Genomic DNA, 16,819 nt, shown 5'->3' with positions numbered 1-16,819 from the left:
ACCCCCCCGAAACTTATTTTAATGCTTTACACAAAGTCAGAGATAATTAAAAACACTCACAGCCTTCTACATCAAGAAGACAACGCATTTTCTGCTCCTTTGTCAATCCGCACCATACATTACATGATGTAATTGGTTTCGCCGGACACCATACTTCTCCTCCGTTAATACTTCTCAGGCTGGCTTTTGTTAATTTTTTAAAATTTTTCATGATTGTTTAGTTTTATGTGTGGCCTACTCTCTTTGCTTTTCGGCTTCCGCAATGATTTATTTATTTGATTACGGACAAATATATCAATATTTCACAACAATGAGATATTATTTAAATTTTTTAATATTTAAAAAAGCTGAACCTTTAATGGTGTTCAGCTCTACTTTGCATCTTAAAGAATAGTACAATCTATGCCTGTACTGTCTTATTCAAAGCAATCTGTGCATGGCTGAGAAAGCATGCAGTGTGATTTCTGCCATGGAGACCATCTGCACCATTCATCACAAGACTGGAACATAGAAGGACATTCTGATGCTACACCTCCTGTTACCTCTTTTAAACTCTTTCTGGTTAATTTTCTTACATTTTTCATAGATATTTTGTTTTAATATTTGCCTACTCTTTATGCTTTTCGGCTTTCGCAATTGACTCAAAGCTGGCCAGTTGGCAAATATAAAATATTTCACGACTAAAAGAATAGTATGAAAACCGGTTGACTAGTCCTGAAAAAGGTTGACTAGTTTAATATTTCAAATATACTTAAATCAGAGTAGGAATTTTCCTATTCTGATTTTGTTTTTTGTATGTTTTTAATTTCACGTTATTTTTCATATGCACTTGGCTAGGGATGTTATAATTTAGGGAAAAATGAGGTCTTAAATTATTATTATAATAAATTGATTGGTCAAGCTGCTGTGAGAGATTCTTAAAGTTTTCAAAAGTATCAATCAATCCAAACTCATATTTCAGAATGCCGTTTACCCTCTCTGCTACAGCATTCTCATAAGGATCCGAGTTCTCGGTCATACTGATAAGAATATCACTTTTCCTTAACGTTTCAGTATATTCTTTACTACAATACTGCAATCCTCTGTCTGAATGATGAATTAAAGAATGTTTATACACCCTGTTCTTTATGGCTTGTTTTAATGCTTTCAATGTGGAGGCAGTCTGTAAATTATCACTTAGTTCATATCCTACAATTTTCTTTGAATAGGCATCGGTAATCAAATGAAGATAATAATTTTTCTCTTTAGTCTTCAGATAGGTAATATCTGCAACCCAAACTTTTTCTGAACATTTCAACTCCTTTTCTTTAATAATATTCGGGTATTTCTTCATCCAATGTCTGGAATTGGTTGTTTTAAAATAACGGTGTCTTCTGGGAATTAAAAGATAATTCGATCTTAAAAGTTGAAACAGCCGATCTCTTCCTATATGAAGATCCTCTTTTGAAAAATCATTTTTAAGTAATATATAAAGTTTTCGAGTCCCTATTTTAGGCATCTTTTTACGAATTGATAATACCAGTTCTATAATCCTTTTTTGATTATTGATAGAATCAGGCTGTTTCTTCCTTTTATAATAAGCTTGTTTACTGTATCCAAACAATCGGCAGATATCTTCCAGTGAAAGATGTGTATACGGCCTTATTTCCTGGATTGATTGGAACCAGACTTTTTTACAATTTCAATCTTCAACTCACGCTCTGCGATTTCTATAAATCTCTTAAACACTTTGAGCTCTTCTTCCTTTTTGGATAAAGCAGCTTCAAGCTCTTTAATCTTTTGTTTCTGTGGATCTTTCATAGGTCTGCCTTTACTTAATTGTTTTTCATAAGTAAAGTTACCATATTTTATTAACCAACTAGAAATGCATGAATTACCCCGAATATTGTATCGAGTTTGCAATTGGGATTTTGTATATAATCCCCGTTCATATTCAGAGACAACTTGTCGTTTGAATGCCTCACTGTATTCTTGGACAGGGGACGATGTTTTTTTTAGATTCATAAGGGTGACTAATTTTATGGTTTTTTAGTCAACCTTTTTCAGGACGAGACAGGTAAATAAAAAAACCTCAGTAAAAACTGAGGTTTTAATTTTTATAAAACGCCTAAATTATGCGTTTGGCTCTACAGATACGAAAGATCTGTTGTTTGCTTTCTTTCTGAAAACTACTTTACCATCTACTAATGCAAACAAAGTGTGATCTTTACCGATTCCCACGTTATCACCTGGGTGGTGCTGAGTACCTCTTTGTCTAACAATAATATTTCCGGCAATAGCTTCTTGTCCTCCGAAAATCTTCACACCTAATCTTTTAGAGTGAGACTCTCTACCGTTCTTGGAACTACCGACTCCTTTCTTGTGTGCCATTTTATTACTGGATTATTTATTAAGTGCTTTAAATTGATCGATATTCTTAATGATAGCAGCATCTACTTCTTCATGAGTAAGAATATTCTTTTCTAATTCCACTTTAACTGCTTTACCTAAAGTAATTAAAGTTTCTCTGTTCTCTTTAGACTGAGACAAGTTGTTTTTCTTTAAGTGATAGTTCAATTCGTGATCTTCACCAAAGTTAACAGTTGCGTTGTCTGAAAGAACTTCACTTTTCACAGTTTCTTTTTTAGCAGCAGCTTTTTTAGCTCCACCTTCAAAACCTGTAATACCAGTGATTACGATTTGAGTTAAAGATTGTCTGTGACCGTTTTTCACTTTGTAACCTTTTCTTCTTTTCTTTTTGAAAACGATTACTTTATCAGCTTTAACGTGGTCTAGGATCTCTGCTTCCACAGTGATTCCGTTTACAGCTGGGGCGCCTACAGTGATTGCACCGTTTACAGTAAGAAGAACTTTATCGAAAGAAACTTTTCCTCCTTTATCTCCTTTTAAACGGTTTACAAACAACTTCTGGTCTTGCTCAACTTTGTATTGAAGCCCTGCTATTTCTACAATTGCAAACATTGTTTATAAATTTTTAGTTATTTCGAGGTGCAAATATACATATAAATTTCTAAATAGCTTACAATCAAAGCAATGTTTTTTTTAATAAAATCCTATTCACTATGTTTTGAATAATTTTTTCCAATAATGCACTCACACTTAAGAGATAATTTCATAACTTCGTTTTACCAAATTGATATTAAATATGAAAAGAAACTTTAATCTCTGCTTACTAGCAGGTGTCATTGCTGTTACTTCGTTAACAGCATGTCGCGATGACCAAATGGACAACAATGTTCAACCCCAACAAGAGGTACTGACTGCAAAACCCGATCAGCCGGGATCTACTGAAAAAGACTGCTCTTATGTAGATAACAACTGGAGCTCCAATTCAGTTTTACTAACCGGACTTCAAAACTCCACAGACACCAATTTTATGAACGGTCAGATGACTAAAATTGCAAGCATGTGGGGAAGAAGCAATCCTACCCTACGTTTTGTGAATGATCCATCCAATTTCAATTCAACGTACAATGCCATTTCTTATTCTACAGGAAAGATCTATTACGGCTATGCTATCTATTATGATGCAAAATCAAAAGGTGGCGACATTGTAAACGCCATGATCCTTGCACATGAATACGGCCATCAGTTACAATACATCTTCAACCTTCCATCTGTATCAGAATCAACGTACAGACCGAATGAACTTGAAGCAGATGGTTTTGCAGGATATTATCTGAGAAGACCTAACGGGTACAATAAAACCAGCTTTCCGGAAATTGCAGCAGCCTATGAATTTGCTCAAAGTATCGGTGATTATCAGACAACGAATGTCAACCATCACGGAACACCTGCACAAAGAAGATCTGCAGTTCGTTTAGGATTCCTTTTAGGCCAGTATGACCTTAATGCTTCGAATTTCGATTATAACTTCTTCTATTACTATCAGGGAGTATTAAATGGCACTTACAAGATGGCTAAGAATACCGTAAATCCTGAAATTGATGCCTACATGAGCCAATATATAGATGAGCTGAGAAAAATTCAGACAGGAGAAATTTCTGCGGAAGAATTTAAACATCTTCAATAAACAAGAACATTCATTTTTAGCATATTTAAGAAAGGAGGCGGACAGTATGTTCCGCCCCTTTTTTTGTTTTCAAAGCTTTTATACTCAAACAAATCAATTTGTTTGTATTTTTGAAAAATAATAAAAAGAACTTCCAACCCATCTATAATGAACAGAGATCTATATATTGATTTCGCCAAAGGACTGGCAACACTTTCCATCATTTTTATCCATACCGCTTTCTGGTCCGGACAGTTTTACATTCCCGCAGAAGTAAGAGTCTTTTCGCTGGTTTTTGATGTGGCTCTTTTTTATGCACTAAGCGGCATCACTTCAGGAGCCAATATTGAAAAAACATTGTACCGGCTTCTGAAACTCCAGATCACCTATATGATTTTTGTGACTTTCCTGTTCTTTTCAGATTACTTCTTTAAAGTTTTCGGACTGAGTTTCTTCTCGATGGAATGGCTGCAGAATTTTTATTCCACATTTGGATCCAAATACGCCACAACCGGCATTTCAGCATATCCTCAATGGGAAAATCTTGGAAACTGGTATCTCCATCAGTATACTAACGCTGATACTTTTCCGGTGGTAATGGGAAGCTTCTGGTATCTTAAAGTATACTATGTGCTTACCGTTTTGGGAGTACTTATTTTAAGGTTCTTCCCGAAACATGTCAATTGGTTCATCGGGCTGTGTATTGCCTTAACCTTATTATTCAATATCTTCCCGGAATATTATCCGACAGGACAAGTGGGCTATGTTGCTTTCTACCTTGCTGTTTTTTTAACGGGTCATAAAATGCGGGGAAAAAAAATTCCTGCAAAAGCAATTCCTGTATTGTATGCAATTGTAGGAGCAGCCTTAGCATGGCTGTTCTGGTATTATGGGAACGACATTTTTTATAAAATCAATAAAAATAAATTCCCGCCGAAAATCCCTTATATCATCTGGGCATTATTCTCTCTTGTAACCTTATTTGCGCTTTATAACCGACTGAAAATCACAAAAGAAAACTTCATCACCTATATCGGAAAGAATGCCATCTTCTTCTATTTTGCACAGGGAATAAGTTCTTCGTTAGTTTATTTCCTGGTGGTTCCGTTAAAAGAAAATATGCCATGGTGGCTTTTAATGCTCATTATTTATGGAATTAATATCATTTTAGCATTCATCATTTCTGCAGGACTGAAAAAAATGGATACATGGGGCTGGAATATTCTGGAATTCTTAAGAAGAAAGACCGCAGCTTAAGACTTTAATGATCAAATTGAAATAAAGTCACATTTCTTACTGCAATTTGTTTAAATTTACAAAAAATTTACAACATGTTTAAGTTGAAACTACCTACCGACCCAAGGTGGGCAAATATTGCAGAAGGAAACATTGGAGAAATTTTAACAGATCATGCCTGGTGCGAACAAAAAGCCGCAACCAATGCCATAGGCCTGATCACGATGCTTCCTGAACATCCCGAAATTGTAACTGAGCTTCTTGCCATTGCACAGGAAGAACTGGATCATTTCAACCAGGTGCATGAAATCATCAAAAAAAGAGGCTTTACTTTCGGAAGAGCAAGAAAAGATGATTACGTAAATGAACTGGCAAAATTTATCGTGCAGGGAAGCAGAGAAGACCTCATCGTAGACAAAATGCTTTTTGCTGCTATGATTGAAGCCAGAAGCTGTGAAAGATTCAAGGTTCTTACCGAAAATATCAAAGACGAAGAACTGAAGGTTTTCTACAAAGAACTGATGATTTCTGAAGCCAATCATTACACTACTTTCATCGGGTTTGCAAGACAACTCGGAGACCCTGAAAAAGTAAACAAACGTTGGGACGAATGGCTGGAATATGAAGCCGGCATTATTAAGTCCTACGGAAATAAAGAAACCATCCACGGTTAAAATAAAACAGTAAAGAATATCCCTTGAAGAAGCCAAGCTTTGAAAATATCGCCAATCTGTTCCTGAAGAATTTCTTCCAGGGGTTGGTTATCATTGGCCCTATCGGGCTTACCATTTTTGTGATCTGGTATATTGTAAGTGCGATTGACAATCTTGTTCCTTCTCTTGCCAAGCAGATTCCGGGGCTTGTATTTGTATCAATCATACTGTTTACAGCTATTTTAGGATATTTAGGAAATAAATTCGTGGTCGGAAGATTCTTTTTTGACACAATGGACAGCTTACTGGAGAAAACTCCGGGAGTAAAACATATTTACACTCCTACAAAAGACGTAATGTCCTCATTCGTAGGCGACAAGAAAAAATTCAACGATCCTGTATGGGTAAAAACCAATGAAAATCCGGAAATCTGGAGAATCGGTTTTTTAACTCAAAAAGAAATGTCGGACGTTGACAAGCATAATTACGTTGCGGTATATCTTCCCCACTCGTACGCCATCTCGGGCTGGGTAATTGTTACTGAAGAAAAAAACATCAAACCTGTAGTGGGAATGACAGCAGCTTCTGCCATGAAGTTCGCAGTGAGCGGCGGTGTAGCCGGATTCCATTCTGATGAAAATATATTTAAGGCTCCGGAATAATCTCTTTTTCCGACTTATCTATACATTGATGAATTTTGAAAAATTATTTTCAAGCACATTTTCTTTACAAACAATTTAAAACATAATTTAACTCATGAATTTACCGTACGCGGAACCTTTCCGCATTAAAATGGTGGAAGAAATCTATCAGTCCACCAGAGAAGAAAGAGAGCAATGGCTTAAAGAAGCTAATTATAACCTTTTCAACCTAAGATCTTCGCATGTTTATATTGACCTGCTTACCGATTCAGGAACCGGGGCAATGTCTGATAAACAATGGTCTGCTTTGATGACCGGAGATGAAAGCTATGCAGGATCACGTTCTTTTGAACAATTACAGAAAACCGTTGAAAGCATCACAGGATTCAAATATTTATTACCAACTCACCAGGGAAGAGCTGCTGAAAACGTTCTTTTCTCAGTATTGGTAAAAGAAGGCGATGTAGTTCCCGGGAACTCGCATTTTGACACTACAAAAGGACATATCGAAATCAGAAAGGCACATGCTATCGACTGTACGATAGACGAAGCTTTTGATATTAATGATCTTCACCCTTTCAAAGGAAACATCAACCTTGAAAAACTGGAAGAAGTTTATAAAAGCCATCCTAAAGAAAACATTCCTTTCTGTTTAATTACCATTACGTGTAACTCTTCTGGAGGACAGCCTGTTTCTCTGGAAAACATGAAAGCTGTAAAAGCTCTTTCTGACCAATACGGAATCCCGGTATTCTTCGATTCAGCAAGATTTGCTGAGAATGCTTACTTCATCAAAAAAAGAGAAGCAGGACAGGAAAACAGAAGTATTAAAGAGATCTGCAAGGAAATTTTCTCTTACGGAGACGGAATGACAATGAGTTCTAAAAAAGACGGTTTAGTAAACATCGGAGGATTCATTGCATTAAACAACGAAGAGGTTTTCAGAAAAGCCTCTAACTTCACCATCATCTATGAAGGTTTCATTACCTATGGAGGAATGGCAGGAAGAGATATGGCAGCATTAGCCGTAGGACTTGATGAAGCTACTGAGTTTGCTTACCTTGAAAGCAGAATCTCTCAGGTTGAATATCTTGGAAATAAACTGATTGAATATGGAATCCCAGTTCAGAAGCCAATCGGAGGACACGCTGTATTCATCGATTCTTTGAACTTCCTTCCGAATGTATCCCGTGAAGAATATCCGGCTCAGACCTTAGGGCTGGAAATTTATAAGGAAGCAGGGATCAGAACTGTAGAAATCGGGACTTTACTGGCAGACAGAGATCCTGCTACCAGAGAGAACCGTTATCCGAAATTAGAGCTGGTAAGACTGGCTATTCCAAGAAGAACCTACACCAACAACCATATGGATTATATTGCCGCTGCCATCAGAAACGTATATGAAAGACGTGAAGAAATAGCAAAAGGATATAAGATCACCTGGGAACCGGAAATCTTAAGACACTTTACTGTTCAGCTTGAAAAGGCTTAATGATAGAACCGGAAATTTTTTCCGGTTTTTTTATACATTAACATTCGAAAACTTGTCAAACAGAAACAAACTTATAGGTTCTTACTATAATCATCACCACACCATTAACACCTTATAACCAATCAGATAACATAAATAAAAATAAATCAATCATATTAATTTATTGCAAACGATACCTAATGCTTTTCATCTATTTTTTATAAAACAAAAATAAAATTGATACATTTTTTGAAATAGTAAAGGTTTTTAATTCTAATTTTGTATTTATCTAAAGGAGATAAAAAATTACTTACAAAACCAACCTGAAAAATACTTTATTCCGAAAAATGAAGAAAATTGCTGTCGTGGGCGCTGGTATTTCCGGCTTAAGCATGGCGAATTACTTAGAAAAGCACAAAATCGACTACCACATTTACGAAAGGAGAAAAAAGAAAGATCTGGCAGGTCACGGTTTTCTCATTCCGAAGGAAGGGATGGATTATCTCTATCAAATCATTAATCCTGATCATCTTCTTCAACATGGAAATTTTCTAAAAAAATATACACAATATTCTCATACCGGGAGAATTCTGGCAGAGAAAGAACTGGACAATGTTTTCGCGATTTCAAGGCACTCATTAATCAATTTGTTAGCCCAGAATATCTCTCATGAAAAAATAACCTACGAGGAAACCATCATCCCGGATGATCAACACACCGGGAAATTAAAGCTTTCTGACGGAACTGATATTGATGCGGATATTGCTATCATCTCTGATGGCTCCAGAAGCCGCACCAGAAGGAATCTTTTTAAAGATGAAACAATGAGGGTGGCAAGGGAAAGTGAAGTAGTGAATATCATTCAAAATAAAGAAATTTCAGCTTCTATTGAAAAGGATTTTATGAAGTTTCATCATGAAGATGGCGGCCTGACTTTCGGAATCCTTAAACTTTCTGACAATACCTTTCTCTGGTACTCGCAGTTTGACAACCAGAAATACATGATCAACGAGTGTTCCACTGAGAATTTAAGGAAATATATGCTGGAAGTTTTTGAAAACTGGCATCCTATAGTCCCGGAAATCATACAGAAATCATACTATAAAAATGTACATTTATGGAATGTTTATGAACTGGAAAAGCTAAACCCTTTTTACAAAGATAACTTTGTGTTCATCGGGGATGCTGCTCATCCACTCATACCATTTACCAGCCAGGGAGTCACCTCTGCTCTGAAAGATTCTTTCTTATTAACGAGATATTTAGTTGAAGAAGAGAATATACAGACAGCTTTCAGTAAATACGAGATTGAGAGAAAACCTGAAATCGAGGTTCATATTCACAATGGAAGAGCATTACTTAATCAGTTTTTACTTCCACTCAGCCAACAGACAGAAAACATTATCCCCATATCTTATAAATAAATATGTTCACCAATAACGACATTAACTTTGAAGCTCTGAAAAGAAAGGCCTATAACGGAAGATGGGCCACCCTGGAAGACGGGATCATTCCTCTTACGGCAGCTGATCCGGATTTCAGAACAGCACCAGAAATAGAACAGGGAATCATTGAATACATAAAGGATGGCTACCTAAGTTACGGCCCGTTTTCCGGACTTCCGGAGTTTAAGAAAAGTGTTGCAGATCATTTTAATCATGAAAAACACGGGAGCTTTTCACCCGAAAACGTGTTGGCAGTGAATAGTGCCGCCCAGGGAATGTTTCTGATTGCATCTTACGTCCTTAATCCCGGTGATGAAGCCATTATTCTGGATCCTGTAGATTTTCTTTTCAAAAAATCTGTAGAAACAGCAGGTGGAAAAGTAACGCTTTGCCCCGTAGATACAACTACAGGAGAAATTGATTTTGAAAGACTGGTTTCTTTGATCAATTCCAAAACCAAACTTATCAGCATATGCAACCCGCACAATCCGCTTGGTAAAGTTTATTCCAAAGAAGTTTTAATACAGGTGGCGGAAATTGCAGCGGCTCATGATCTTTGGGTGATGAGTGATGAAATCTGGAGTGATATTGTTTATGATCATAAAGATTTTCATACTTATTCATCCGTTTCAGAGAAGGCAAAGAGAAAAAGCTTTACCGTGTATGGGTTTTCAAAATCATTCGGAATAGCAGGATTAAGAATAGGTGCCGTCCTGTGTAATGATCAGGATATTCTCGAAGACTTTACAGAGAAATCCAATTTCAATTCCACAATAGAAGGGGTCTCCACTTTATCACAGATCGCAGGAAGCGTAGCCCTTGAAAAAGCAAAACCGTGGTATAAAGAGTTTCTGGCTCATTTACAAAACAACAGAGATCTTGCTTTCAGATTATTAAGCCGTTCGGAAATTGTAACGCCTAATCTGCCTGATGCTACTTTTGTACTTTTTCCAAAGATTGAAAACGGAATGTCCGGCGATGCATTCGCTCAGCACGTTCTCACACAAGGGAAAGTAGCCATTGTTCCGGGATCAGAAAGATGGTTTGGAAAAGGAGCGGAAGGACATATCAGAATTTGCTTTTCCACATCACAGGAAATTTTAGAAGAAGGAATTAACAGAATCCTTAGAAGCTTTTAATATTAAAATTTTTAATTAAAATTAAATAATAGGTTATTATTTTTCCTAATTTACCACAAATCGTTATAAAATTAAGAAATCTATACTAAAAATTTTATTTTAATATGGATTTAAAAATAAATATTGATAATTTTGATTAAATCACTACTAAAATTATTAATATGAAGATAAAATACATCAGCATCATTTTACTTGGAGCTTCTACCTTCACCTATGCCCAGCAGATAAAAGATACTTTGAAAGAATCAAAGATCGATGAAGTAGCCATTACCGGAAGCCGTAACAAAAAGAGAACAGTAGTCAATACTCCCGTTCCTATTGATATCATTGACATTAAGCAGGTGAGCCAGTCTACAGGACAGATAGAAATCAACCAGCTTTTGCAATTTTCCGCACCTTCTTTCAACTCCAACAAACAATCAGGATCTGACGGTGCTGATGCTGTAGATCCGGCTACGTTAAGAGGTCTTGGTCCTGATCAAACCTTACTTTTACTGAATGGAAAAAGATATCATCAGTCTTCACTGATCAACCTTTTTGGAACCAAAGGAAGGGGAAATACCGGATATGATATGAATACCATTCCGATTGGAGCCATAAAAAGAGTGGAAGTCCTTCGTGACGGAGCTTCTGCCCAATATGGTTCGGATGCTATCGCAGGAGTTATTAATGTTATTCTGAATGACAGAGATAAAGGTTTTGAAGGAAATCTATTCACAGGTATGAATCTTTTCAAAAGTCCAGGTAATAATGACGTTGTATCAGATCACAAAGTAGACGGAACTACCTTTGATTTCAGTGGAAATCTGGGAACTAAAATAGGATCAAAAGGCGGTTTTGGAAATTTCACAGCAGAATTTGTTAATAAAGATTACGCCATACGAAATGCTAATCCTGATGTTTATACAGCGCCAAGACAGCGTTTCGGAGACGCCAAAGCTCAAAATATTTACTTTTTCGGAAATATCGAAGTCCCGTTATCCGATGGGTTGAAATTTTATTCCCGTCAGGGCTTTTCCCATAGAAATACCAAAGCTTATGCCTGGACCAGAACACCAGATGCAGACGGTAATATTCCCGAAGTTTACCCTACAGGATTTAACCCGGTTGAAAATACCAGCATTACGGATTTTACGTTTGACAACGGATTAAAGTTCAAAGTTGCAGACTGGGATGTAGATTTTTATAATGCTTTTGGCAACAACAGATTTACTTACCAGATAGACAATACAATTAATGCCACTTTAGGAGTCAGATCTCCTACAAGCTTTAATGCAGGAGGACATTCTCTGCTGCAGAATACGACTGGTTTTAACGCTGTGAAGCAGTTCAAAGTACTGGAAGGGCTTAACGTTGCTTTCGGGTCAGAGTTCAGATATGAAAAATTTGATATCATCAAAGGAGAAGAGGCTTCTTACGCCATGTATGATGTCAATGGTAATCTTGTAACTCCAGGCACCCCTCAAAACTTATTGGTTACGAATCCTTCAAATGGCAATGTAAGGCCAGGCGGTTCGCAGGGATTCCCGGGTTATTCTACAGATATCGGCAAAAGCAGAAATAACTTTGCTGCCTACATAGATACTGAATTGGATGTGACTAAAAACTGGATGATAAGCGTTGCCGGAAGGTTTGAAAATTATAATGATTTCGGAAGTACGCTGAATGGTAAGTTTGCTACACGATATGCATTTACACCTCAGTTTGCTTTCCGCGGATCTATTTCTACGGGATTCAGAGCGCCTTCTCTGGCTCAGAAATATTACAGCCAACAGTTTACCAACTTCCAGGGCGGACAATTGGTCACTATTCAACTAGCATCTAACGATAGCAAAATCGCAAGTAGTCTGGGAATTCCTCAGTTGAAGCAGGAAACCTCTGTGAACGGAAGTGCCGGGTTTACTTTCAACACAGGAAAATTTACAGCGACAGTGGATGGATATTATATCGAAGTAAAAGACAGGATCGTTCTTACCGGATATTTTGCACAGGGAGATTTGCCGGCAGATGTCCAGGCAGAAAATCCATTTATTGACCAGGTACAGTTCTTTTCTAATGCGATTGATACCCGCACGAAAGGGATTGATCTTATATTAAGCTATAGTGAAAATGTAGGTTCCGGAAAGCTTACCGCTACCTTAGCCGGAAACTATAATGACATGGAAATCACGAAAGTAAATACTTCAGAACAGCTGGCAGGAAAAGAAGATATTTACCTGAGCGAAAGAGAAAAGGCTTTTATCCTTGCTTCTGCTCCTAAAACAAAAGTGAATTTAAACCTCAATTATAAGCTCAGCAAATTCAATGCAAATCTGCAGTTAGTAAGGTTTGATAAGGTTACTCTGATTGGTTATGACGGTACAGAACAGGTCTATAATCCAAAAGTAACCACCGATATTTCTTTTGGCTATGAATTCTCCAAAAACCTGAATCTGACTTTAGGAAGTAAAAACCTATTCAACAGATATCCTACCCTGCAAACCACTCAGGTAAGTGATGGAAATACAGAATCCGGTGGTATTTTTGACCCTGTACAGATGGGATTTGCCGGAAGACAGGTTTTTGCCAGACTTAATTTTAAATTTTAGAAGAATAAAAAGAAACTGTATCAAAGGTTAATAATTTAACCTTTGTCATTCTGATGAAGGAAGAATCTCATTTATAAACCATAACATAAGATTCTTCACTACATTTCTGAACTATGTTCGCAAACTTTCAGTCTGTGTTCAGAATGACATTTTGATACAGTTTTTTCTACTTTTTTGAAATCTTATACAATTTGCCACTGTCGGTTACCGCATACAGATTCCCATCTATCCCGTTTAATACATCACGGAAGCGTTCTTTCTGATCTGCAAGAAGCCGCTCTTCACCTACTACTTTATTATCTTTCATTACAATTCTGTCAATATGCTCGCCGCTTAAACATCCGATAATGAGATTTCCTTTCCATTCCTCGATGTTTCCCGTATAGAAAGTAATTCCGCTCGGTGAAATCACAGGATCCCAATAATAAACCGGTTGTTCTGTTCCTTCTTTTTGAGTGATTCCCTGTCCTACTTTATCTCCTGAATATTCAATTCCATAGGTTACGTCTCCCCATCCGTAATTTTTCCCCGGCTGGATCAGATTGATTTCATCTCCTCCTCTCGGACCCATTTCCACATCCCAAAGATTACCGTTAGGATCTATAGCCATTCCTTGCGGGTTTCGAACTCCATAAGCATAAATTTCCGGTTTATATCCTGATTTTCCGATAAAAGGATTTCCCGGAGCAGGTTTACCATCCTTTGTGATCTTTAAAATTTTCCCAAGATAATTATCTGTCTTCTGGGCATATACCCGGGTAACTTTATCTGATCTTTCTCCTGTGCTGACAAATAAATGTCCGTCTTTATCAAAAGCAAGACGGCTTCCATAGTGTTTATCACCATCATAAGAAGGTTCTGCACGGAAAATAACTTTTACTTCTGAAATATTTTTAAGGTCTGCTGAAAGCTTACCCTTCGCTACCGATGTTAAATTACCTTTTCCAAATGGTTCTGAAAAGCTGAAGAAAATAATATTATTGGTTGTAAAATCAGGATCAAGAGCTACATCCAGCATTCCGCCTTGTCCTTTTGAATCTACTTTTGGAAAACCATCTATTTTAGACACCTGTTTTCCATCTGTGGAAACAATATTCATATAGCCTTTCTTATCAGTGATGAGAAATTTTCCGTCAGGTAGATTGATAATCCCCCATGGTCTTCCCAAATCTTTATTCAATATTTCAACATTATAGGCTGTTGTTGTCTTTACAGCCTTAATTCTTGTCTGCCCTTTAAATGCCGGTTTATAGTCAGAATTAGGAGTTTCTGTTTCTACACTTCCGTCATTGCCTGTCTTCTGAGCATTGGCATGATTCTCTTTGCATGAAGATAAAAAAAGAAAAAGGCTTACTACTGGAATATAAAATTGATTGATTTTCATAGTATTATGATTAGGTTTTATCAAACGAATGGAAAAATAATGCCAATAAAATCCTCTTTAAAAATAATATTCTTTATAAATAAAAAACTTGTGTTCAGAAAGAAGAATAAACCTCTTCAGCTTCCATCAATGCATTAAAATTTTATTATCAAAATATTCACCGTCAAAACATTAGACAGTCTAATAATTTCTTTCGTATTTTTGTTGTATACATTCTTTTCTATGGATTTTAAGCTTCAATCAGAATATAAACCTACCGGAGATCAGCCTCAGGCTATTGAAAAACTTACTGAAGGAATAGAGATCGGTGAGAAATATCAGACCCTTCTTGGAGTTACCGGCTCCGGAAAAACCTTTACTGTTGCGAATGTTGTTAAAAATGTTCAGCGCCCAACTCTCGTACTGGCACATAATAAAACGCTTGCCGCGCAGCTCTTCATGGAGTTTAAAGAGTTTTTCCCGGAAAATGCTGTAGAATATTTTGTCAGCTACTATGATTACTACCAGCCCGAAGCTTATATTGCTACAACGGGAACTTATATTGAAAAAGATCTGAGCATCAATGAAGAAGTTGAAAAACTGCGTCTTTCTGCAACAGCCAGTCTACTTTCAGGAAGGAGAGACGTTTTAATAGTGGCTTCTGTTTCATGTATTTATGGTATCGGGAATCCAACGGAATTTCATAAATCTTTGATTTCCATTGCCATTGGTGAGAAAGTGACAAGAACAGCACTTCTCCATTCATTAGTTAACGCACTATACGCGAGAACACTGAATGAATTCCAGAGAGGAACATTTCGTGTGAAAGGGGATGTAATTGATGTTTTCCCTGCATATGCTGATAATGCAATCAGAATTCAGTTTTTTGGAGATGAAATTGAAAAGATTCAAAGTTTTGACCCGGTAACAGGAAATGTAGAAGATAATTTTGATCAGATACAGATTTATCCTGCCAATCTTTTCGTAACATCAAAGGAAACTTTAAATGGAGCCATCAAAGATATTCAGGACGACATGGTAAAACAGGTTGATTTCTTTAGCTCCGTTGGAAAACCATTAGAAGCAAAACGACTCCAGGAAAGAACTGAACTGGATCTTGAAATGATCAAAGAGCTTGGCTATTGCTCAGGAATTGAGAACTATTCAAGATATCTGGATGGCCGTCTCCCAGGAACAAGGCCTTTCTGCCTGATTGATTATTTCCCTAAAGACTTTTTAATGGTTATCGATGAAAGCCACGTTACCGTTCCCCAAGTTCATGCCATGTACGGTGGTGACCGAAGCAGAAAAGAAGCATTAGTAGAGTATGGCTTCAGACTTCCGGCAGCAATGGACAACAGACCTTTGAAGTTTGAAGAATTTGAAGCCATTCAGAATCAGGTGATTTATGTTTCTGCAACACCTGCAGATTATGAACTGGAAAAAACAGGAGGTGCTTATATAGAACAAATCATACGTCCTACAGGACTTTTAGATCCGATCATTGAAGTAAGACCTTCATTAAATCAAATTGATGACTTAATGGAGGAAATCCAGAAAAGATCTGATGCTGATGAAAGAGTACTGGTGACTACTTTAACCAAGAAAATGGCGGAAGAACTTACGAAATACTTCACCAAATTCGGAATCAGAACGAGATACATTCACTCAGATGTAGAGACCCTGGAACGTATTCAGATCATGCAGGATCTTCGATTAGGCCTTTTTGATGTATTGATTGGGGTTAACTTATTGAGAGAAGGACTGGATTTACCCGAAGTTTCCCTGGTTGCTATTCTGGATGCTGATAAAGAAGGAATGCTGAGAAGCAGAAGATCAATGATCCAGACTGTAGGGCGTGCCGCAAGAAATGTAAACGGAAAAGCGATCATGTATGCAGACAAAATCACAAAATCCATGCAGGCAACCCTGGATGAAACCGAATACCGACGTGCCAAGCAAATGCAGTACAATGAAGATCACGGTCTGAAGCCAAAAGCATTAAATAAAAAGATATCCGAAAATCTCGTAGGAAGAAGCAAAGACTTCCCTGATGAAAAATATACTCAAAAGGAAATCCTTCAGAAAGTTGCCGAAACAAAAGCAACCTATGCCAGTGAAGATATCGAGAAAATGATTGCCCAGAAACAAAAAGAAATGGAAGCGGCAGCAAAAAATCTCGACTTCATCAAGGCTGCCAAGCTGAGAGATGAAATTTCAGCTTTGAAAGCGTAAAAGAATTGATTATAAATAGTTTCGGGGGGGGGGGGG

At 37.1% G+C, this 16,819-nt stretch carries 15 protein-coding genes; 9 read left to right on the top strand and 6 right to left on the bottom strand.

What is annotated here, in order from left to right:
* Window positions 1–46: 46 nt before the first annotated feature.
* The 5 genes from ACODR7_RS20745 to rplU form a co-directional block, all read right to left on the bottom strand.
* Window positions 47–211 (bottom strand): bacteriocin-like protein, encoded by a 165-nt coding sequence (locus tag ACODR7_RS20745; RefSeq protein ID WP_488842093.1) that lies wholly within the window; start codon window positions 209–211, stop codon window positions 47–49.
* Window positions 212–416: 205 nt separating this feature from the next.
* Entirely contained in the window at window positions 417–584 is a 168-nt protein-coding gene (locus ACODR7_RS20740) for a bacteriocin-like protein (protein WP_488842091.1), read from the bottom strand.
* 167 nt (window positions 585–751) lie between these two features.
* Window positions 752–2,004, bottom strand: a protein-coding gene (locus tag ACODR7_RS20735; protein WP_488842089.1) for an IS3 family transposase whose coding sequence is annotated in 2 segments (ribosomal slippage) — window positions 752–1,677 and window positions 1,677–2,004 — 1,254 coding nt in all. Because the reading frame shifts where the segments join, the coding sequence is not laid out codon by codon here.
* A gap of 108 nt (window positions 2,005–2,112) precedes the next feature.
* Window positions 2,113–2,370, bottom strand: a complete 258-nt coding sequence (gene rpmA, locus ACODR7_RS20730) for a 50S ribosomal protein L27 (protein WP_002984034.1) — start codon at window positions 2,368–2,370, stop codon at window positions 2,113–2,115.
* A 12-nt stretch (window positions 2,371–2,382) separates the two neighbouring features.
* Window positions 2,383–2,961 (bottom strand): 50S ribosomal protein L21, encoded by a 579-nt coding sequence (rplU, locus tag ACODR7_RS20725; RefSeq protein WP_488842087.1) that lies wholly within the window; start codon window positions 2,959–2,961, stop codon window positions 2,383–2,385.
* Between the two features lie 184 nt (window positions 2,962–3,145).
* Here rplU and ACODR7_RS20720 point away from each other — a divergent pair, with 184 nt between their 5' ends.
* The 8 genes from ACODR7_RS20720 to ACODR7_RS20685 all read left to right on the top strand — a co-directional run bounded on the left by ACODR7_RS20720 (window position 3,146) and on the right by ACODR7_RS20685 (window position 13,185).
* Window positions 3,146–4,033: a neutral zinc metallopeptidase gene (locus ACODR7_RS20720; RefSeq protein ID WP_488842086.1), complete on the top strand. Its 888-nt coding sequence runs from the start codon at window positions 3,146–3,148 to the stop codon at window positions 4,031–4,033.
* A gap of 147 nt (window positions 4,034–4,180) precedes the next feature.
* Window positions 4,181–5,269: an acyltransferase family protein gene (locus ACODR7_RS20715; protein ID WP_488842084.1), complete on the top strand. Its 1,089-nt coding sequence runs from the start codon at window positions 4,181–4,183 to the stop codon at window positions 5,267–5,269.
* A gap of 74 nt (window positions 5,270–5,343) precedes the next feature.
* Window positions 5,344–5,922, top strand: coding sequence for a MiaE family protein (locus tag ACODR7_RS20710; RefSeq protein ID WP_488842082.1), 579 nt, complete (start codon window positions 5,344–5,346; stop codon window positions 5,920–5,922).
* Between the two features lie 23 nt (window positions 5,923–5,945).
* The gene (locus ACODR7_RS20705) at window positions 5,946–6,563 is read left to right on the top strand and encodes a DUF502 domain-containing protein (RefSeq protein WP_047377240.1); all 618 of its coding nucleotides are present in this window, start codon (window positions 5,946–5,948) and stop codon (window positions 6,561–6,563) included.
* A gap of 94 nt (window positions 6,564–6,657) precedes the next feature.
* Window positions 6,658–8,034 carry a tryptophanase TnaA gene (tnaA, locus tag ACODR7_RS20700; RefSeq protein WP_488842080.1) on the top strand — a complete coding sequence of 459 codons (1,377 nt, stop codon included), beginning with the start codon at window positions 6,658–6,660 and terminating at the stop codon, window positions 8,032–8,034.
* Between the two features lie 326 nt (window positions 8,035–8,360).
* Entirely contained in the window at window positions 8,361–9,437 is a 1,077-nt protein-coding gene (locus ACODR7_RS20695) for an FAD-dependent monooxygenase (RefSeq protein WP_488842078.1), read from the top strand.
* 2 nt (window positions 9,438–9,439) lie between these two features.
* The gene (locus tag ACODR7_RS20690) at window positions 9,440–10,597 is read left to right on the top strand and encodes a pyridoxal phosphate-dependent aminotransferase (protein WP_488842076.1); all 1,158 of its coding nucleotides are present in this window, start codon (window positions 9,440–9,442) and stop codon (window positions 10,595–10,597) included.
* Between the two features lie 161 nt (window positions 10,598–10,758).
* Window positions 10,759–13,185: a TonB-dependent receptor plug domain-containing protein gene (locus tag ACODR7_RS20685; RefSeq protein WP_488842074.1), complete on the top strand. Its 2,427-nt coding sequence runs from the start codon at window positions 10,759–10,761 to the stop codon at window positions 13,183–13,185.
* Window positions 13,186–13,351: 166 nt separating this feature from the next.
* On the opposite strand, the gene ACODR7_RS20680 is transcribed toward ACODR7_RS20685, so the two are convergent.
* Window positions 13,352–14,569 (bottom strand): PQQ-dependent sugar dehydrogenase, encoded by a 1,218-nt coding sequence (locus ACODR7_RS20680; RefSeq protein WP_488842072.1) that lies wholly within the window; start codon window positions 14,567–14,569, stop codon window positions 13,352–13,354.
* 222 nt (window positions 14,570–14,791) lie between these two features.
* On the opposite strand from ACODR7_RS20680, the gene uvrB reads away from it, so the two are divergent.
* Entirely contained in the window at window positions 14,792–16,783 is a 1,992-nt protein-coding gene (gene uvrB, locus ACODR7_RS20675; RefSeq protein ID WP_488842070.1) for an excinuclease ABC subunit UvrB, read from the top strand.
* Window positions 16,784–16,819 lie beyond the last annotated feature (36 nt).

The organism is Chryseobacterium sp. FG46 (assembly GCF_057809135.1).
Note: the sequence above shows the minus strand (reverse complement) of the source record. Positions and strands in the feature narration are given on the sequence as shown.